This window comes from Arthrobacter sp. MYb213 (assembly GCF_002979915.1).
Classification (GTDB): Bacteria; Actinomycetota; Actinomycetes; order Actinomycetales; family Micrococcaceae; genus Glutamicibacter.
On record NZ_PCQA01000001.1, the window covers coordinates 271,580 to 289,429 of the forward strand.

General features: G+C 53.7%; 18 protein-coding genes and 2 tRNA genes. 15 read left to right on the top strand and 5 right to left on the bottom strand.

The genetic code is table 11. From position 1 onward, the window contains the following. Positions 1-8 precede the first annotated feature (8 nt). From CQ011_RS01270 to CQ011_RS01300, 7 genes are all read left to right on the top strand, one after another. Complete coding sequence (locus CQ011_RS01270; protein ID WP_286161038.1) at positions 9-1,304, top strand: glutamate-5-semialdehyde dehydrogenase; 1,296 nt, start codon at positions 9-11, stop codon at positions 1,302-1,304. A 121-nt stretch (positions 1,305-1,425) separates the two neighbouring features. Beyond that, complete coding sequence (locus CQ011_RS01275) at positions 1,426-1,620, top strand: hypothetical protein (protein WP_286161039.1); 195 nt, start codon at positions 1,426-1,428, stop codon at positions 1,618-1,620. A 2-nt stretch (positions 1,621-1,622) separates the two neighbouring features. Continuing rightward, positions 1,623-2,228 carry a nicotinate-nucleotide adenylyltransferase gene (gene nadD, locus CQ011_RS01280; protein ID WP_105673910.1) on the top strand — a complete coding sequence of 202 codons (606 nt, stop codon included), beginning with the start codon at positions 1,623-1,625 and terminating at the stop codon, positions 2,226-2,228. 82 nt (positions 2,229-2,310) lie between these two features. Further along, a complete protein-coding gene (locus tag CQ011_RS01285) occupies positions 2,311-3,873 on the top strand; it encodes a hypothetical protein (protein WP_105673912.1) in 1,563 nt (520 codons plus the stop codon). Between the two features lie 48 nt (positions 3,874-3,921). Continuing rightward, positions 3,922-4,290 carry a ribosome silencing factor gene (gene rsfS / locus CQ011_RS01290; RefSeq protein WP_105673914.1) on the top strand — a complete coding sequence of 123 codons (369 nt, stop codon included), beginning with the start codon at positions 3,922-3,924 and terminating at the stop codon, positions 4,288-4,290. An 82-nt stretch (positions 4,291-4,372) separates the two neighbouring features. Further along, positions 4,373-4,445, top strand: a tRNA-Ala gene (locus CQ011_RS01295). Between the two features lie 189 nt (positions 4,446-4,634). Continuing rightward, positions 4,635-4,707 (top strand) — tRNA-Ala (locus tag CQ011_RS01300). A gap of 144 nt (positions 4,708-4,851) precedes the next feature. Here CQ011_RS01300 and CQ011_RS01305 read toward each other — a convergent pair. Further along, positions 4,852-6,240, bottom strand: coding sequence for a DUF4232 domain-containing protein (locus tag CQ011_RS01305; RefSeq protein WP_105673916.1), 1,389 nt, complete (start codon positions 6,238-6,240; stop codon positions 4,852-4,854). Positions 6,241-6,737: 497 nt separating this feature from the next. Here CQ011_RS01305 and CQ011_RS01310 point away from each other — a divergent pair, with 497 nt between their 5' ends. The 4 genes from CQ011_RS01310 to CQ011_RS01325 all read left to right on the top strand — a co-directional run bounded on the left by CQ011_RS01310 (position 6,738) and on the right by CQ011_RS01325 (position 9,717). Beyond that, a complete protein-coding gene (locus CQ011_RS01310; protein WP_105673918.1) occupies positions 6,738-7,832 on the top strand; it encodes a magnesium and cobalt transport protein CorA in 1,095 nt (364 codons plus the stop codon). 16 nt (positions 7,833-7,848) lie between these two features. After that, positions 7,849-8,475: a GyrI-like domain-containing protein gene (locus CQ011_RS01315; RefSeq protein ID WP_105673920.1), complete on the top strand. Its 627-nt coding sequence runs from the start codon at positions 7,849-7,851 to the stop codon at positions 8,473-8,475. Between the two features lie 6 nt (positions 8,476-8,481). After that, a complete protein-coding gene (locus tag CQ011_RS01320) occupies positions 8,482-8,949 on the top strand; it encodes a protein-tyrosine phosphatase family protein (protein WP_105673922.1) in 468 nt (155 codons plus the stop codon). A gap of 78 nt (positions 8,950-9,027) precedes the next feature. Next, complete coding sequence (locus CQ011_RS01325) at positions 9,028-9,717, top strand: DNA alkylation repair protein (RefSeq protein WP_105673923.1); 690 nt, start codon at positions 9,028-9,030, stop codon at positions 9,715-9,717. A gap of 77 nt (positions 9,718-9,794) precedes the next feature. Here CQ011_RS01325 and CQ011_RS01330 read toward each other — a convergent pair whose 3' ends face one another. The 3 genes from CQ011_RS01330 to CQ011_RS01340 all read right to left on the bottom strand — a co-directional run bounded on the left by CQ011_RS01330 (position 9,795) and on the right by CQ011_RS01340 (position 12,955). Then, complete coding sequence (locus CQ011_RS01330) at positions 9,795-11,186, bottom strand: amino acid permease (protein ID WP_105673925.1); 1,392 nt, start codon at positions 11,184-11,186, stop codon at positions 9,795-9,797. After that, on the bottom strand, positions 11,183-12,250 hold the full coding sequence (hisC, locus tag CQ011_RS01335) for a histidinol-phosphate transaminase (RefSeq protein ID WP_105673927.1): 1,068 nt from the start codon (positions 12,248-12,250) through the stop codon (positions 11,183-11,185). Before hisC ends, CQ011_RS01330 begins: the two co-directional genes overlap by 4 nt. A 195-nt stretch (positions 12,251-12,445) precedes the next feature. Then, the gene (locus tag CQ011_RS01340; RefSeq protein WP_146112539.1) at positions 12,446-12,955 is read right to left on the bottom strand and encodes an Lrp/AsnC family transcriptional regulator; all 510 of its coding nucleotides are present in this window, start codon (positions 12,953-12,955) and stop codon (positions 12,446-12,448) included. A gap of 241 nt (positions 12,956-13,196) precedes the next feature. On the opposite strand from CQ011_RS01340, the gene CQ011_RS01345 reads away from it, so the two are divergent. The 4 genes from CQ011_RS01345 to CQ011_RS01360 all read left to right on the top strand — a co-directional run bounded on the left by CQ011_RS01345 (position 13,197) and on the right by CQ011_RS01360 (position 16,891). Next, positions 13,197-14,066 (top strand): SDR family NAD(P)-dependent oxidoreductase, encoded by an 870-nt coding sequence (locus CQ011_RS01345; RefSeq protein ID WP_105673929.1) that lies wholly within the window; start codon positions 13,197-13,199, stop codon positions 14,064-14,066. Between the two features lie 157 nt (positions 14,067-14,223). Beyond that, a complete protein-coding gene (locus CQ011_RS01350; RefSeq protein WP_181147946.1) occupies positions 14,224-15,123 on the top strand; it encodes a VOC family protein in 900 nt (299 codons plus the stop codon). 80 nt (positions 15,124-15,203) lie between these two features. Beyond that, positions 15,204-16,172, top strand: coding sequence for an epimerase (locus tag CQ011_RS01355; RefSeq protein ID WP_105673933.1), 969 nt, complete (start codon positions 15,204-15,206; stop codon positions 16,170-16,172). Positions 16,173-16,225: 53 nt separating this feature from the next. Continuing rightward, a complete protein-coding gene (locus CQ011_RS01360) occupies positions 16,226-16,891 on the top strand; it encodes a pentapeptide repeat-containing protein (protein ID WP_105673935.1) in 666 nt (221 codons plus the stop codon). Position 16,892: 1 nt separating this feature from the next. On the opposite strand, the gene CQ011_RS01365 is transcribed toward CQ011_RS01360, so the two are convergent. Continuing rightward, a complete protein-coding gene (locus tag CQ011_RS01365) occupies positions 16,893-17,828 on the bottom strand; it encodes a LysR family transcriptional regulator (protein WP_105673937.1) in 936 nt (311 codons plus the stop codon). Positions 17,829-17,850: the final 22 nt, after the last annotated feature.

Below are 17,850 nucleotides of genomic sequence, written 5' to 3' on the forward strand. Positions count from 1 at the left end.
TGGGAGACATGAGTCTAGATTCAGCCGAAACCAAGACCGAATCCACCACCGACGTTGCTACGTCGGTTAACCAGCTGGCAGATCGGGCCCGCCGGGCCTCGCGAACTCTTGCGCGAGCAAACCGTGATTGGAAAGATAAGGCGCTACGCGCCATCGCTGACACCATTGATTCCCACCGTCAGCAAATTATGGCTGCAAACGCCAAAGACCTAGAGAACGGTCGGGAGCGCGGCACAAGTGCTGCAATGCTTGACCGACTCAAGCTTGATGATCAGCGTATTGACGGACTGATCTCGGCCCTTGAAGAACTTATTGGCCTACCCGATCCGGTTGGACGTGTAGTGCGTGGAGAGACCTTGCCTAACGGCTTGCGGATGCGTCAGATTAACGTGCCAATGGGCGTTATCGGCACCATTTACGAGGCGCGTCCCAACGTAACCGTAGATATCGCGGGGTTGTCACTGAAGAGTGGCAACGCGGTATTGCTCCGTGGTGGTTCCGCTGCGTTGAACTCAAATGTCGCATTGGTCAACTACATCCGTAACGCCTTGGAATCCGTCTCCTTGCCACGAGATCTAGTGATCTCCGTGGACGAATACGGACGCGAAGGCGCCGACGCAATGATGGCAGCACGTGGCCGAATCGATGTGCTGATCCCACGTGGTGGTCGAGAATTGATCCAGCGTGTAGTGACCACGGCCAAGGTGCCAGTAATCGAAACCGGCGAAGGTAATGTGCACATTTTCATGAGCGCAAGCGCCGATGAGGAAATGGCTACCGACATCTTGCTCAACGCGAAGACTCACCGTCCGAGCGTGTGCAATACGGTAGAAACTCTGCTGATCGCTAAGGATGCTCCGGCTGCACCGGCGGTACTGCGAGCTCTTGCGGAGGCTGGCGTGACGCTACATACCGACGCACGGGTTGCTTCCTTGGTGCCAGGAATTGAGACTATTGCTGCCGGGGAAGATGACTGGCGTAATGAGTACCTAGACCTGGATATCGCGGTCAAACTCGTAGATACGATGGATGAGGCGCTGGAACATATCCGCGAATACTCCACCGGGCATACCGAAGCGATCATTACTTCGTCACTGGCTGAGTCCGAGAGATTTATTGCGGAGATTGAATCTGCCGCAGTGATTGTTAATGCTTCGACTCGATTCACCGACGGTGGGCAGCTGGGCTTAGGTGCCGAAGTAGGTATCTCCACCCAGAAGATGCACGCGCGCGGTCCTATGGGTCTGTCCGAACTGACGACAACTAAATGGATCGTTCAGGGCGACGGGCATATTCGTAAATAGTTTATGTTCTGTGTTTTCGGTAGGATGTAGAAGAATCGTACCGTTACTTTTCGGACCAGTATTTGTCGTACAGATATGGTCTCGTTAAAACGTTTGGAGAAATAAGTTGAACGCGTTGATTATGGCTTCTGAAGCTGCATCCACCGGCATGGACCCGCATACCATGGCAATCATCATTGGTGGTGGCATCTTCCTTACGCTGATGGTGTTGTTGCTGGTCACCGTTTCCTACACCAACGTGGGTATGCGTCACGCGGATCACGCTGAGGGTGAAGATGTCCACCGTCAGTTCAAGGTTCACGGCGACAAGCACTAGCTTTGGCTGATCCAAAAGACAAGAACCGCCCATTGCGCCTCGGCGTGATGGGCGGTACTTTTGATCCCATCCATAATGGTCACTTGGTAGCAGCCAGCGAGGTTGCCTCCGAATATGATCTGGATGAAGTGGTGTTCGTTCCTACTGGACAGCCCTGGCAGAAGTCCACACGGGATGTCTCTGCCGCCGAGCATCGTTACTTGATGACGGTTATTGCGACGGCCTCGAACCCGGGTTTCACGGTGAGCCGAGTGGACATCGACCGTGAAGGCGCAACGTATACGCACGACACTTTGCTTGATCTTCGTGCCGAACGTCCCGAAGCAGAACTGTTCTTTATCACCGGTGCCGATGCGTTGAGTCGTATCGCCAGTTGGAAAGACATAGATCAAGTCTGGGACTTGGCACATTTTGTCGGTGTGAGTCGTCCAGGGCACGTACTTCCGGAACTTCACCAAGAGAACGTTTCATTATTAGAAATCCCAGCATTGGCGATTTCCTCCACAGATTGTCGCGGTCGAGTAGGCCAAGGCAAGCCTGTCTGGTACTTGGTTCCGGACGGTGTGGTGCAGTACATTGCAAAATATGGGCTCTATACCGAGTCGTAACCTCACATTGCTACCTCTAACACGGCATAATCTCTAGGTAAGGGTGACGGTATTTTGTCTACGCGGTCGGGAGAAGAACAGGATGAGCGATAACACGCAGCCGGCTTCAAGCCGGCGAGCATTGCGTGAAAAGCGGCGCGCTGAAATGGAAGCCATGCTGGCCAGTAGTAAGGCCGAGCAGGAAGCCAAGAAGCTAGCCGATCAGCAGGCAACTGAAAAGAAGGATGTCAAGCCTTCGGCAGGTGCCAGCCCAGCTGACCCGAAAACTGCCACTCCATCTGCTTCAAATCCTCCGGCGAAACCAGAAGCAAAGACCCCTCCGGCGAAAGCGCCAGTGAAGCCTGCTTCGGTAAAAGCCCCGGTTGGGAAAAGCTCACCCGGCGTACCGGACAAGGTAGCCACCGAAGCAAAGAAGCCAGCAGGGAAGCCTGCCGTTGCTCCAAAGGCTGGTCCTGCCCCTAAACAGGCAACGGAACCTAAGGTGGCCCCTTCAGCTCCCAAGCCAGCTGTAAAGCCGGCTGATAGCGCCGTGAAGCCTGCCTCGGCACCAAAAACTGAGTCTGCTACAAAGCCTGACGAATCATCAGATAAGCCAATGGGGGAGCGCGCATCGTTGCGTCGTGCCCGTGACCGCGAAGCACTACGCGAACGCCGTCGCCTTGAAGAAGAAGTCGGTGCGCTCACCACAAACGTTCCCACAGTGGAACCCGCTGAAGAGCCAAAACCGTTGACCCGACGCCAGCTACGCTTGCAGTCGCTGGCAGACCAAAATCCTGACTCGGCGAATCAGAAGCCCAAGGCCGCTAAGCCGGCTTCGAAACCGAAGTCAACCGACGATTCACCGGAAACCACGGTGATGAGTGTCGAAGAAGCCTTAGCCGCTCGACGCTCCCACGATCCCAAGACTCCAGTCGATCCGAATCTTTTGAACGAAGATGATGGTGAGATTGATCTCGAAGTACTCGCTCATCAGCGGGAAATGGCGGCTCGTGCTGCAATCATTTCTCGTCGTGCTGCAGAGCGTGAACGACTACGTATTGAGAACGCAAAGAAGGGTAAAGAGCAGCCGCTCTCCGATCCTTTTACCGGCGCCCTGGGCAATATTCGCGAAGTCGAAGACCGTATCGCCAAGACTGGCGTGCAAGGTCCTAAGACTGAAAGCGTCTCGCTGGATCTTGATTCCAGTGGGAAACTCTCTGACAAACTGAAGCATAATTCGCAGGCATCCAAGAAGCCAAGCGTTGGCAAGATGCCTCCAAAGCCTGCCGCGAAAACTGTTAAGCCGGTGGTCAAGCCAGCTTCAACGGTTTCACCAGCTAAACCAGCACCGGCAGCGGCGAAGCCACAAGCCGTACCTGCGCCTAAACCTGCGACTGGCCAAGCGGTCAAGCCAGCGGCAAAGCCGCAATTAAAAACCGCTGGCTCAAATGATCAATCGACTGCTCAAGCTTCGGCGCCGCAAGCGAATGTGGAAATGCCACGTATCGAGGCGGTTAATGCTCAAGGGCTGCAGCCACTAGATGCTCAAACTCATGGCGTTCGGCGTGCAAATAACATGCTGATTGCTATGATCGCTGCACTCAGCGTGGGCGGTGCCGCACTCATTGCGGGTATTGTTATGTTGATCAGTTCGCTGTCTTCGTAGGACAATTAAGTTCTCGATCTATACCTCTATAAGGAGACACCCCACTTCATGGGAGCACACGCAGACTCTATCGCCCTCGTTCAGGTGGCCGCTCAGGCCGCATCTGACAAGTTGGCAGAAGACATTGTGGCACTTGATGTCGCCGAACGTATGGGCGTAACTGACGCGTTCCTGATCGTCTCCGGTGGCTCTGAGCCACAGGTCAACGCAATCGCTGACGAGGTCCAGGCAATGGTCCTCGGAAAGTTTGACCTTCGTCCGGTACGCCGCGAAGGATTCGGCTTGGGCCGTTGGGTACTTCTGGACTATGGCGACGTGGTCGTTCACATCCAGCACCAGGAAGACCGTGTCTTCTACGCCCTGGACCGCCTGTGGTCGGACTGCCCGGTCATCGAAATCACTGCAGAAGCCAAATAGTCTTAAGTGAAAATCGGATTTGCTTCCGAGATTAGAGCTCACTTATGATTAGTAAGTTGCCTGATCAGGAAGCAATCCTTTTGGGGGTATGGCGCAGTTGGTAGCGCGTCTGCATGGCATGCAGAAGGTCAGGGGTTCGAATCCCCTTATCTCCACAAATTAAATTCAAGAGTCCCATCTCGTTACTCACGAGGTGGGACTTTTGTGATCTGCCAGGTATGAGATCCGTATTTCGAGAGTTTCAATGTCTTGAACTACGCGGCACAGGACGCACTATCTGCCTGTTCCATCGATGGAGTGATCAACCGGGATGAAATTTACAGGAGTACGGTCGAAGATATCGCGGGGCTATAGCTCAGTTGGTAGAGCGCTTCGTTCGCAACGAAGAGGTCAGGGGTCCGATTCCCCTTAGCTCCACTGCCTGCGTTGAGTCGCAGGCCTTTTGAATATCTTCAGATACATTGTCGTTACTCAGTTCTAGAACCGGTTGCTAGCTTCCCAAACCCGGTTTCCAGACGTAGCTGAAGTAGCCAGCATAGCCTTGACGAGAGTCGCACAAGACTAGTTAGGCTTGCTCCATCCCTCCAAGGCTTGCACCCACGGACTAATACGAATCTTCGCACCGTCGAGAATATCTAACGAGGTGTCGGCACCTTCAATTTGTGGCGTTAGCTTGGTCGGTTCCAGTCCGGGCAGTAAAGAGATTTCCAGACGCGTAGTTTCATCGGGATCCTGAGAGGTCGACATGGCGCCCCATTTCATTGTGGTCATCGCCGTTTCTCCTTCGGGAATGACCACTAATTCTGGGGAGATTCCCGGATCTGCTGTCACCGTAACATCCGTTTGGGGTTGGCCCTTTTCGTTGAAAAACTCCAGATTAGCCAGGCCTTGAACCGCACAAGGTGTATCGGAAATGTTCGTCGCGTAGACCGATAAATATCGGGAACCAAGAGCGGCGTCAGGTGCACTGAGTTCGAACTTCACATCGTTAGTCGTACAGTAATTAGCATTTGGATCTTGTTTCCACGCGTTGGTTCCCTCAGGCAAAGGAGCAGGCACTGGGATTAACGAATCCGGGAGTACTTTGCCAATCCACCCCTCAAGGATTTTTGCGTAGCCAGGGGAGGAAACAGAGTACTTCAATGGTTGATTGTGTGGAGGCGTGTGCTGCTCTAGCCATTGTTGAATGGCGCTGGTTTCAACGGTGCTATCGGCAGTGGCGCTGTGAACGGAAAGCATTTGACTGCCGTAAAGGGCTGTTTCGACGTTCGGCAATGCTCCCGCATCGATAACGAGAGCCACTTTTTCCATATCGATTGTCGGATCGGGTGTATAGCGCACTTTTTGATCCTCGGTTTCTAGGCTGACATCGAAACCCTGTTCTTTGGCGAAACTGGCTATCCGTTGCAAGTCTTGTGGATCGATAGCGACCACGGACGAGTTAGTGACGCGCAATGCCCCAGCATTTCTGAGCATGAAAGCTTGGCGCAATTCGCTCTTCAAATCCTTAAAGGGGGAGACGCTCAGCTCATAATATTGACCTGTTGTTGCTTCGGTTTTGATGACCCGTGGTATCCCGAGCACGTACTGAGAGTAATTTTGTAGCTCTACGGTGGGAACCACCGTTCCCTGCAGGATCTCTTCTGCGCGAACCGCAGATTCGATTGCTACGCTATCTTGTTGATTCTCTGACAGATTCACAGTCCAAGTGGCGGAGGATCTACCTCCGTCCTTGAGATCAATAGCTATCGTCTCGTAGTCGACTTGTACTGAGGCTATGCCATCTAGGCTCTGGATCTTCTCGAAATTTTCGCATATCGGTTGAGGCGCATCGCAAGAATCCCATGGATTCCAGATGACAAGCCCCACGGCGACAATAAAGAGCACCGAGACCAGTGCGACTATTCGAGACTTCTTCACCTCGTTACCGTACCAAAAGTTCAAAGTCATTCATCCGTTGGAAGACCACTGCGGACACGTGAGGCCAGAAGTATCGGCATGAAAATGATATTCGCATGCAATGGCCTTCCCCGGTTGCTTAGAGTGCTAAAGCGCAATGTGGCCCGCTCCTAAACTGCCAACGAGGTCCATAGCGTTGGGGAATTTGAACAGCTATCTATGCCGAAGCCGTAGCTCATCGCGGCAGGCGCAGTACGAACATTGGCGTTGAATCGTGACCTTACCAGCGCGAAGATTCCTGCGATCGCGCCGTAAAGCAGTGACACCTAAGAAAGCCAACGCGACAAGTGCAACGGTGATGTCTCCGAAGAAAGATCTGATGGCGGGAAATGACTACTAACAGCCGAAAAGACGCGTGTAGCGCCGATAATTTCCCCAGTAGCCCTATACCTTAGAGGGATACGATACGTTGAAGCCCGTTTGGTTCACTGGAATGCCGCGGAATTCGCCTACGCCCAAGTTTCGTAGGATTTTGGACAGGAGCCCAGATGAGGGAACCAACCCGCAAAGTATTGCACCGTACTAATCGAGCCAAAGATGCTCTGAAGTATGAACATGCGCCTTTTATGGTGAGATTCGTTGAGGACGGTTCGGTGCGAGCGGCGCCAGCTGCTACTTCGCCTACTAACGCATTGGAATACGCAGACAGTGCCGCGGGACGCGTGTCACTGAGCCTATATCCGACGCCAGATGAACAAGATATTCACGAGCTCGCACAAGCCTGGGAATTGCACCCGGTCCTGGTAGATGACTTGATGCATGCGCGGCAAAGACCGAAACTAGAACGATATGGCAACGTGTTGCTGTTAGTGGTGCGTTCGGCACGATACTTAGACGATCTTGAAGAAGTCGAGCTTTCGGAATTTCACATCCTTCTTCGACCGGGTTCCATTGCGGTGCTTTGCCAAGACCATCGCTGGATCGATGGCACCCCTGGGCTAAAGCTTGAAACCTCGGTGGCGGACGAATTTGTGGCCCGGGATCGGACATTATTGGCCGATAACAAACTACTGAGCATGGGCGCCGAAGCGGTGCTCTATAGGTTGCTAGATGAGATTGTCGATGGCTACGTGCCCGTCTTGCAAGGCTTGGGAATAGATAAAGAACAGATCGAGCGTCAGGTATTTAGCGGCGATGCAGCGGTCACCGAACGTATCTACCGGTTGAGCCAAGAGATTATCGATATGCAGCATGCGACGGCCTCGTTGCTTGAAGTAGTACGTTCGCTATCGGATGGCTTCAATAAATACGACGTACCCAATGAGTTGCAAACCTATCTCCAAGACGTCACCGATCACCTGACCCGGGCACATGTGCAGACCGTGGAATATCGTGATGCGCTCTCCCAAATCCTGAATGTGAATTCAACGCTGGTGGCGCAACGTCAAAACGAGGATATGAAAAAGATTTCCGGGTGGGCTGCGATCTTGTTCGCGCCGACCCTGATAGCAGCGATCTACGGAATGAACTTTGACGTAATGCCAGAACTGCACTGGGCTTTGGGTTATCCGGCGGCAGTAATCCTGATGATTGGGTTCGCGGCGACCCTTTATATTGTCTTCCGACGCCGTGGCTGGTTCTAAGAAAGAGGCGCAAGCGATGGCTGAGAAAGTCGATCTAAAGAAAAGTTTGCTCGGGTATCGAGCGAAGCATGAAGAGTTTGCACTACTTGAGCTACCCGAACGCAAATACCTGATGATTGATGGGTACGGGGATCCGAACACTTCGCCGGCCTATGCTCAAGCACTGCAGGCGCTGTATCCGGTGGCCTACAAGCTGAAGTTTTTCAGTAAACGTGAACTTGGCCGTGACTACGTGGTGATGCCCTTAGAAGGGCTCTGGTGGGCGAAGGATATGACCTCCTTTACCGAGCACAGGGACAAGTCCTTGTGGCACTGGACCATGATGATCATGGTTCCTGACTGGGTTGAGCAAAGCATGTTTGAAAGTATCAAAGAAGACTTAGGGCGGAAAGATCCGCCGATAGATCTAGCAAAGGTGCGATTCGAAATCTTCGCCGAAGGGTTATGTGTACAAACCCTACATATCGGACCCTATGACGATGAAGCCCAAACACTACGCCGAATGCATCAAGAATTCATTCCTGCGCATGCTCTTGAGCTGACCGGGAAACATCACGAAATTTATTTGAATGATCCGCGACGTGTTGCAGCGGAAAAACTCCGGACGATCCTTCGTCAGCCCGTGCAGAGCATAGCCGGATAACCAGATATGCAGAAGGGCCCAGGGCAGTGGACAGATGGAGCGCAATGGCCGGCAGACGAGCCTGGTCTGGTGCGTTTGCCAGATGGAAAGCAAATTCGAGGTGCCAGCCTAAAACGTAGCAAAGCCTTGAACCCTCCTGATTTTGGGGTGTATCTACTAGGCCGGGATCCTCAATTTTCGGACCGCGAATACCGGTGGGTCCAATGGCGAGATTTTTCGACACCCAAGTCAACCCAATCCGCCGTGGCTGCGCTGCGCGAAGCATACCGGCGGGCCTCGTTTCAACGTGTTGAGGTCTCCTGCCGCGGGGGAGTAGGCAGGACCGGAACTGCCCTAGCGGTACTGGCCGTGCTCGGCGGCGTATCACCAGCAGATGCTGTGCCTTGGGTCAAAGAGAACTATCATCCCAAGGCAGTAGAAACCTTCGGGCAAAGACACTGGCTGAAACGCCTGCTACCCGTACTTGCACGGTAGATAAATCGCTGAAGCAACACGCACGGCTACCTTGATGTAGTTGATGATCCGAAGCCAGATATCAGGGAAGATAAGACCATGAGTACCGACATTGAACTGAGTCCTTCGAGTAATGTTGCCGACGTACAACGGGCGCTGGAATCCTTAGAAGATCCACGGATCCGCGCCATCAACGAAAAACACGGGGACGACTACGGGGTAAATCTTGGCAAACTGCGCGCCTTGGCCAAGGCACTGAAAAGTAATCACGAACTTGCCACCGAGCTATGGCATACCGACCAGACAGGATGTCAGCTGGTCGCCACTCTCATTTGCAAGCCGCGGGCGTTCACCATTGATGACTTAGAACAGTGGGTCAGGCAGTCCCGTACGCCAAAGGTTCAAGCATGGTTCCTGAACTATGTGGTGAAAAAGAGCAAGCATCTTGAAGAGCTTCGCCGAAGGCTCGTGGATGATCAGGACCCAGTGGTCGCAAGTGCAGGATGGGAGCTGACGGCCCACCAAGTGGTTAAAGCTCCAGAAAACCTTGACCAATCCGCATTGCTTGATGTTGTCGAAGCCCAAATGCTTCACGCCCCACAGCGTTTGCAGTGGGCCATGAACAACACCCTGGCCCAGATTGGTATCGAGAACGAAGAACTACGCCCTCGCGCTTTACGTATCGGAGAGTCCTTGCAGGTTTTAGCGGACTATCCCACGCCTGCCGGGTGCACGTCACCCTTCGCTCCGATTTGGATTAATGAAATGGTCAAACGCCGATCGGCCTGAAATGTGTAGACAAAAACCGGGAAGCCGGCGGAACCAAAAGGTTCCGCCGGCTTCCCGGTTTTAGTTCGGGTAGTCAGTTACCGCTGGTGCTGCGGGGCAGCTCCCAGCTTCAATGCCTTGGAAACTAACCAAAGGGCCGCGGTCAAGCCAAGGGTGAGCAAGAGCTGCGTGCGGGCTACCGCATCAGTCATCGCGATACCCACAATGACAACCATCATGGCAATGGTGGCCAAAGATAAGTAGGGGAAGCCCCAGAGCTTCAACGGCAAGTGCGTTCCTTCACGTTCTGCACGACGGCGCAGAATGTATTGCGTGAGAGCAATAAAGCACCAGATCACGATGATCGTTGAGCCGACCACGTTGAGCAGGATCGGCATGACTGCATCTGGCCAGATCCAGTTCAACCCCACCGCGATGAAGGAGAACGCTACCGAGCCGAGTACTGCGTTGGCTGGAACTCCCTTACCGGTGACGTGAGTGACCGCACGTGGAGCCATCTTGCGGGTGCCGAGCGAATACAACATGCGTGAGGCGCCATAGATGTTCGCATTCATTGCGGAAAGCAGTGCGATAACTACTACGGCACTCATGACCAGTTCAACGCCAGGTACGTTCAGTACGCCTAAGACCGCGGAGAATGGACCGTCGATAATGGCGGGGTTATTCCAAGGAAGTACTGCAACGATCACGATGACCGAGCCGAGGTAGAAGAACATAATACGCATCATCACGGACTTGATGGTCCGTTTGATATTGCCCTGTGGGTCATCGGATTCGGCTGCGGCGATGGAGACTACTTCGGTACCGCCGAAGGAGAAAATCACGATTAATAGGGCCGCCGCAATACCGGTCAAACCGGCCGGAGCGAATCCGCCGTGGGCGGCAAGGTTCGCCAAACCAACTGGCTCGTCGGTAGGAATAATCCCAAGCAGAACTAGTGTGCCGACGGCCAAGAAGGCAACAATCGCCGCGACTTTAATGAACGCGAACCAGAACTCGAACTTTCCGTAGTTTCCTACGCCCAGTAAGTTTGCCCCGGTAAACAGGACCACAAAGCCTAGGACCCAAGCCCATTGCGGGAAGTTGGGGAACCACGCGGCAACAATCGCGGCCGCACCGGTTGCTTCGGCCGCAATGACCACAACGAGCTGGATCCAATAAAGCCAGCCAACGGTACTGCCGGTACTGCTACCCATCGCTTTATGCGCGAAGGTACTGAATGCTCCGGAGGAGGGGTCTGCCGCTACCATTTCGGCGAGCATCGACATGATCACAATAACCACGGTGCCGGCGATCAAGTAGGACAGTAGTACGGCTGGGCCAGCGATGGAGATTGCTTGGCCTGAGCCTACGAAGAGCCCAGCACCAATAGCACCGCCAAGACCCATCATGGAGATCTGACGTTGAGTTAGCCCAGCGTGGAGTTTGGGGGCATCCTCACTTTTCTGGAGGTCGGTCTTCGTACTCATAGGCTAGTTACCTGTACTTTGTTGTTCAATGCTGCCAAGACGCGGTCAACGTCGTGGGGATTGCCAGAGGAAATACGCAGACCCTCGCCTGCAAAGGCACGAGCCACGACATTTCCTTCGTTTAAGGTGGCCTCCAACTGCGCGGTGTCTTCACCGGCAGCGACCCACACGAAATTGGCTTGTGAGGGAACCGCTGGATAACCGGCGGCGAGTAGTCCTTCGAGCATGCGATCGCGTTGCTCTACTACTTCTTCGATGCGGACGTTGAGTTCCTCGGCGGCTTCAAGCGAAGCCACGGCTGCACGCTGAGCAAGGTCGGTAACGCCGAAAGGCACTGCAACCTTGCGCAAGTTCTGTGCAACCGGAAGTGGGCTGATGGCATATCCAATACGCAGCCCGGCTAAGCCGTAAGCCTTGGAGAAGGTATGCAAAACTGCAACGTGCGGGTACTTGCGAAAGAGCTTGAGTCCGTCGGCGCGAATATCTGAGCGGTCAAAGTGCACATAAGCTTCGTCAATAACTACCAGGATGTTTTCGGGGACTGCTGCCACGAACTCTTCCAATGCCTCGGCGGCAACGACGGTTCCGGTGGGGTTATTTGGGTTGCAAATAAAGATGAGCCGGGTGCGCTCGGTAATCGCAGCGAGCATGGCAGTCAGGTCGTGCTTGAACTCGGCGTCTAGCGGGACCTCAACTGGAACGGCTCCAGCGATACGAACCAGCGATGGATAAGCCTCAAATGAACGCCAAGCGAACATCACCTCGTCACCTTCGCCGGCCACAGCATGAATGAGTTGGGAGGCTACTTCAACGGAACCTGCACCCAACGAAATCTGCTCCGGATCCAAGTCATACTCTTTAGCTAACGCGCTAATGAGTTCTGGAGCGGCCATATTTGGGTAGCGATGTATGTTCTCTAAACCCTGCGCGATGCTTTGAATCACCGAAGGCAACGGCGCGTGTGGCGATTCATTGGACGAGAGCTTCGAGGCGCCCGGCGCAGCAGATTTCCCCTGGCGGTAGGCCGGAACTGCGGCGAGGGAGGGGCGTTGATTGATGTTCATTGATTCCTCTCTAAAAGTCATGAATCGCCGTAGACAAAACGGTGAAGTGCGGTCTGCCGAGAATTTGATACCCAGGACACAAACCTAGGTGAAGCGAGTCACAAGAAAAGACTGTAGGTGTGAGTGTGTGTACGGCGCAATCGGGTCATAAAAGGCTATGCATGCTGTATACCGTTTGGGCCGTAGCTGCAGAATTTACTGATCGATTTGTATAGTCTTCTCATCGGGTGGCGAATTTTTTGCATAGGCTTTAACCAGTGGGAGGGTCCGCCCTTGAAAATGCTCACGGAGCGCCAGTGATGACGAGGTGCGAGCCACCCCGGGTACCAGATTGATCCGGTCGAAAATTGCTTGAAGGTCGCCGGCGTTTCTTGCCACGACCCGCAACTGTAGATCAGAGGTTCCGGTGACCGTATACATGTCCACAATTTCGGGGATGGAATCGGCTAAGCCGGTGGCTACTGGTTCATGACCAAATTTTTGGATGATTTCCACCGAGCAGAAGGCGACCAATTGATAATCGAATCCGGCAGGCTGTACTTGCGGAACGATTGCCTTGATCACCCCACCTTCATGTAAGCGTGCCAAGCGGCTAGTCACCGTGCCGCGCGCCACGCCAAGGCGCCTGGCGCATTCCATCACGGGCAGCATGGGGGATTCGGTGAGGAGCTCGATTAAATCGGCGTCGAGGCGGTCGATATGCACTGCGTAAGTCCTCTGCTGGAGGTAAACATCGGATGCGGTGGTCAAGGTGGTCGAAACTATGGGCCACCGCGCACCACTGTTCAAGAGTATCGCGAACGACTTGAGGTGCTGGGGATCAAATGATGCCAGGACGCCATGGACTAGGGGATCGACGCGCCATCACCCTTCGCGATGTAACGCGCCTCACGTTGTAGGGTAAGTTTCACTTGGCCATGATCGGCTTAACTATGGGAGGAAATCGATGAGTGAGAGCGCACGCTTAGAATCGGTGGCAGGTCTGACAGTTCTGGTTACCGGAGCAGCTCAAGGAATGGGTGCACTGTTTGCTCGTATGGCTTGTCTGGAAGGTGCTCAGCGTCTGATCCTTTGGGATGTCAGCGGTGAGCAACTCAGTGCGCGTGCCGAAGAACTCACGGAGTTAAACCCTGCATGTAAGATTCAGACTCAGGTCGTGGACCTGCGTAATCAGTCGGCAATCACGGCGGCTGCAGACCAGGTCCTAGCCGGTGGGAGCGTCGATGTGCTGGTGAATAATGCCGGCGTGGTTACTGGCACGAGCTTTGCAAAACATCGTACGGCGCAAATCACGGACACCATGGCGGTCAATTCCCTCGCCCCGATGTATTTGACGCATGCACTGCTAGAACAGATGGGCACGCAGGGGCGTCCTGGCCGAGTTCTGACAATTGCCTCAGCAGCCGCGTTGGTATCCAACCCGAATATGAGTGTTTATGCAGCCTCTAAAGCCGCGGCCATGAGTTGGAGTGACTCGCTACGTTTGGAACTTGAGCAAGAAGCCGAACGGAACATTAAGGTCACCACTTTTTGTCCCACTTATGTTTCCACCGGGATGTTCGCCGGGGCGAAAAGCATGTTGCTGACTCCCATCATGGAACCTGAGCAGGTAACAGCTAAGGCCTGGAACGCGATGCTTCGTGGAACACCGTTAGTATTGTTGCCTTGGGCCAGCAAGCTTGGGCAAGCCTTGCGCGGTATTTTGCCACGTGCAGCGTGGGATCTGGTAGCAGACAAGGTCTTCAGAATTTATGGATCCATGAACGAGTTCACCGGTCGTCAAAGATCATCAGAAGTCGACGAAACAGTGTCCTAACGAAGGGCTTGGTTAGCACCATATTTACTGCCAACCTATTTACCTCAAGGTTCAGCCGGAGTAGCGTAACTGAGGTAACCGGGGTGTAGCTTCTGGCCCTTCAGAAGCTGTTGCGTAGACACCGTAGCCGGTTTTTTAGCTTCAGGAGTGAGTGAGCGTGCAAAAGTTCATCCCCAACCTCTGGTTTGCTGGAAATGCCGAAGAAGGCGGGCAGTTCTATAGCTCCATCTTCCCGGATACCACTTCTGCAGTGGAATCTCGGTATCCCACCGAAGGGTTGCTCGATTTTCAGGAGCCATTAGCAGGTCAACCACTGACGGTGACGGTAAATATCGCTGGAACTCAACTCACCCTGGTGAACGCCGGCAATGACTTCACTCCCAACCCGTCAATTTCATTTATGCTCAGCTTTGACCCGGAAAACTATCGGGGCTCCGCAGAAGCTACAGGTAAAGCCCTTGCCGCAACCTGGGACAAGCTTCGTGAGGGTGGAAGCGTATTGATGGAATTAGAAAAATACCCCTTTAGCGAGCTCTACGGGTGGGTACAAGACCGCTACGGAATTAGTTGGCAATTGCTTCAAACAAACAATGGGCAGAGTGAATCTTTCGTGACCCCGTCGTTGATGTTTGGAGGAGCCGCCCAGAACATGGCGGTGCCGGCGGTTGATTTTTATGTTGACGTTTTTTCCGATGCGGAGCTAGGTAGCCGGTTCCCATATCCGGAGCCTACCGAAGTCACGACGGCCGGCGCCGTAATGTTTAGTGATTTCAAAATGGCGGGACAAAACTTTGCCGCCATGGATTCTGCCGTCGAACAACCTTTCAGCTTTACCCCGGGCATATCTATTGAGGTTAAATGTGAAGATCAAGCCGAAATCGACAGGCTATGGACGGCGCTGTCGGCGGTACCCGAGGCCGAACAATGTGGTTGGCTGCAAGATCAATACGGAGTGAGCTGGCAAATAGTTCCACGTAACATGGGCGAGCTCATGTCTCGTCCCGGAGCCTTCGAAAACATGCTTAAAATGAAGAAATTAGTGATCGCAGATTTCTAGTGTTTGAGTCATCGCCGGCACCGGTAATGACGTGACACCAAGCTGAGGTTCAAGCAGTAGTGTGTGAACGGAGAACACAGGTGTCAGCACGTCGCGCAGTACTCGCCGGGGCGTCCGGATTTATCGGGGAACATCTGCGAAGTGAGCTGTTAGCCCAAGGCTACGAGTTGTCGATTATTGGACGGGGTGGACCCATCCGTTGGGATGAGCCCAGTGCGATCGAGTACGCCGTCAACGGCGCGGAGCTACTAATTAACTTGGCTGGAAAGAACGTGGGTTGCCGCTATAACACCAAAGCGCGCAATGAAATCCTAAATTCACGGGTTAAGACAACTCGTATATTGCACGATGCGGTTTCCAAAGCCACGACACCACCAAAATTATGGCTAAACGCTTCCACCGCGACCATCTACCGTCACTCCATGGGCCAGCCCAATACTGAAAGTACCGGGCGACTCGGTGATGGATTCTCCGTGGATGTCGCCAGGAACTGGGAGCGGGAGTTTTTGCGCGGCGAACTTCCGAGTACTCGGCGAGTAGCTCTTCGCATGGCCATTGTGCTCGGTGATGGACCGGCATCGCAAAAACTCTTGGCGCTAGCCAAATGGGCAGTGGGTGGTCCGCAAATTGACGGTTGGTGGCCATCGCATACGCGGTACCGTGGCATTGGACCAGACCCCACCGGGCCTCAACGAAGCAGTTTTTACCGCACGCGGGGCCAGCAACGGTTTAGCTGGATCCACCTTGAGGATGTGATCGGGGCGATTAGGCATATTCAGGATCATCCAGAAGTTTCCGGCCCAGTAAATCTCTGCTCACCTCAACCAGTGACTAATACCGAACTTATGGCGGGCTTGCGACGAGTCGCTGGCCGAAGCTTCGGCTTACCGGCGTATCGTTGGATGCTTGAACCTGCGATGTTCGTGCTCCGGGTTGAACCGGAAATGCTGTTGAAGTCTCGGTGGGTACTGCCCGAGGTCCTTCTAGAGTCGGGCTATAAGTTTAGCTGGCCTGATCTCTACCCAGCGCTGGGAGACATCGCAGACTAAAAGACGTGCATCGTTGGTGAACATCACCGGGTGCTTGTGAAAGGAACCTAGGCATGGCCCGTGGAAAGACAATCGGGGCTGCCCCGCGTATTAGAGACTTCCAACTACCTGACCTTGAGGTAGGAACGATTGAAGACCTGTTGGGTGGTGGATACGTTGAGGTACTTCATTTCACGGGCTTTGATCAGTCCCTACTAGATTTGACCGATGGCCGGCTCGAAGATTGCCTGTTCTCAGAGATGAATATCGGCGAGCTGTCCATGCGTAATGCGCGGTACATTCAATGCGAATTTAAACAGCTCAGTGCACCGATTCTTGATGGGGCGGGTGCAACGCTCAACGATGTGCGCGTGTCTCATAGTCGTTTCGGATCCGCAGATCTCTCAGACTCATCGATTGACTCGGTGGTCTTTGAGCATTGCAAATTTGGCTGGGTAAACCTTCGCACGGCACAAGTTCGCGATGTTGTTTTTCGTGATTGCAGTTTTGACGAAATAGATCTTCAACTAGTTAAGGCACAGCGCGTCAAATTTGAGAATTGCCGTACCGGAGCATTAAATGTTGAACGCGCCGGCCTTGGTTCAGTTGATTTGACCGGCCTTGAAATTGCTCAAGTCCAAGGCCTCGAAGGGTTACGTGGTGCGATGATCAGTGAACAGCAACTGATGTCACTATCTCACGAGTTTGCCGCCCACCTTGGGATAAAAGTTATGGGCTGAGTTAGTCACTGACCTGCAAACTAGTGATTCGCGATTGCCGTGAGGCGAGCTGGCTAGCGGTGTGAAGAATGATTTCCTGCATGGCCGCTGCCGCGCGAGTTAAGCTGACGTCCTTGCGATGGGCCAGCCCAATGGTTCGCGTCAATCGTGGATTTTGAAGCGCGACAGCGGTCAGCCCGGGACGGTCCACAAGTACCGTGGCTGGCACAATTGCCACCCCTAGCCCAACCTCAACAAAACGTAGTACCGCATCCATTTCGCCGCCCTCTAGTACCACGTTCGGGACGAGATTTCGTGAACGGTAGGCATCCATGGTGCTTGCTCGTAGGTCATAACTTTGCGAAAAAACGATCTGCGGTAGTTGTGACAGGGTTTTTAGATCAATGGATTCTTTCCCTAGAAGCCGTGGGTTGTTGCTGGAGTCGATGACAACTAATTCTTCGGCGAGTAACGGCAGGCTTTCCAAGTTTTTCTGTGCGACTGCGTGTTCCGAAGTGACGATCAGTGCAAGATCCAGTTGCCCACCGTCTAGCTCATCTAACAGGTTTTTTGAGCCTGCTTCGCTCAAATGAAGTTCAATGCCGGGGTACCGGCGATGAAATACGCCAAACACTTCGGCTACCAGCGACACACACAAAGTAGGCGGAGCGCCTAGTCGCACACGACCCTTGCGCAGACCGGCTAATTCAGCCATTTCCAAACGGACGTTTTCTTCATCTGCAAGCATTCGCCGTGCTAGTGGTAGTAACGCTTCACCGGCCGCGGTCAGCGAGATATTCCCTCGTGCTCGATGGAAGAGTTCAGATCCGAGATCCTGTTCGAGGCTCGCAATCTGGCGACTTAGGGAGGGTTGCGCCAGGTGCAATTCTTCGGCTGCGCGCGTGAAGTGCCCCACTTCGGCGATAGTAGCGAAGCCACGCAATTGCTCTAGATTCATAATGCATAGCGTACTGCTATCG

Bases quoted from the DNA above. Each gene is read 5' to 3' on its own strand.
- CQ011_RS01270 (WP_286161038.1), top strand. From the start codon at position 9: ATGAGTCTAGATTCAGCCGAAACCAAGACCGAATCCACCACCGACGTT.
- CQ011_RS01275 (WP_286161039.1), top strand. From the start codon at position 1,426: ATGGCTTCTGAAGCTGCATCCACCGGCATGGACCCGCATACCATGGCA.
- CQ011_RS01285 (WP_105673912.1), top strand. From the start codon at position 2,311: ATGAGCGATAACACGCAGCCGGCTTCAAGCCGGCGAGCATTGCGTGAA.
- rsfS (WP_105673914.1), top strand. From the start codon at position 3,922: ATGGGAGCACACGCAGACTCTATCGCCCTCGTTCAGGTGGCCGCTCAG.
- CQ011_RS01305 (WP_105673916.1), bottom strand. From the start codon at position 6,240: ATGACTTTGAACTTTTGGTACGGTAACGAGGTGAAGAAGTCTCGAATA.
- CQ011_RS01310 (WP_105673918.1), top strand. From the start codon at position 6,738: ATGAGGGAACCAACCCGCAAAGTATTGCACCGTACTAATCGAGCCAAA.
- CQ011_RS01315 (WP_105673920.1), top strand. From the start codon at position 7,849: ATGGCTGAGAAAGTCGATCTAAAGAAAAGTTTGCTCGGGTATCGAGCG.
- CQ011_RS01320 (WP_105673922.1), top strand. From the start codon at position 8,482: ATGCAGAAGGGCCCAGGGCAGTGGACAGATGGAGCGCAATGGCCGGCA.
- CQ011_RS01325 (WP_105673923.1), top strand. From the start codon at position 9,028: ATGAGTACCGACATTGAACTGAGTCCTTCGAGTAATGTTGCCGACGTA.
- CQ011_RS01330 (WP_105673925.1), bottom strand. From the start codon at position 11,186: ATGAGTACGAAGACCGACCTCCAGAAAAGTGAGGATGCCCCCAAACTC.
- hisC (WP_105673927.1), bottom strand. From the start codon at position 12,250: ATGAACATCAATCAACGCCCCTCCCTCGCCGCAGTTCCGGCCTACCGC.
- CQ011_RS01345 (WP_105673929.1), top strand. From the start codon at position 13,197: ATGAGTGAGAGCGCACGCTTAGAATCGGTGGCAGGTCTGACAGTTCTG.
- CQ011_RS01360 (WP_105673935.1), top strand. From the start codon at position 16,226: ATGGCCCGTGGAAAGACAATCGGGGCTGCCCCGCGTATTAGAGACTTC.
- CQ011_RS01365 (WP_105673937.1), bottom strand. From the start codon at position 17,828: ATGAATCTAGAGCAATTGCGTGGCTTCGCTACTATCGCCGAAGTGGGG.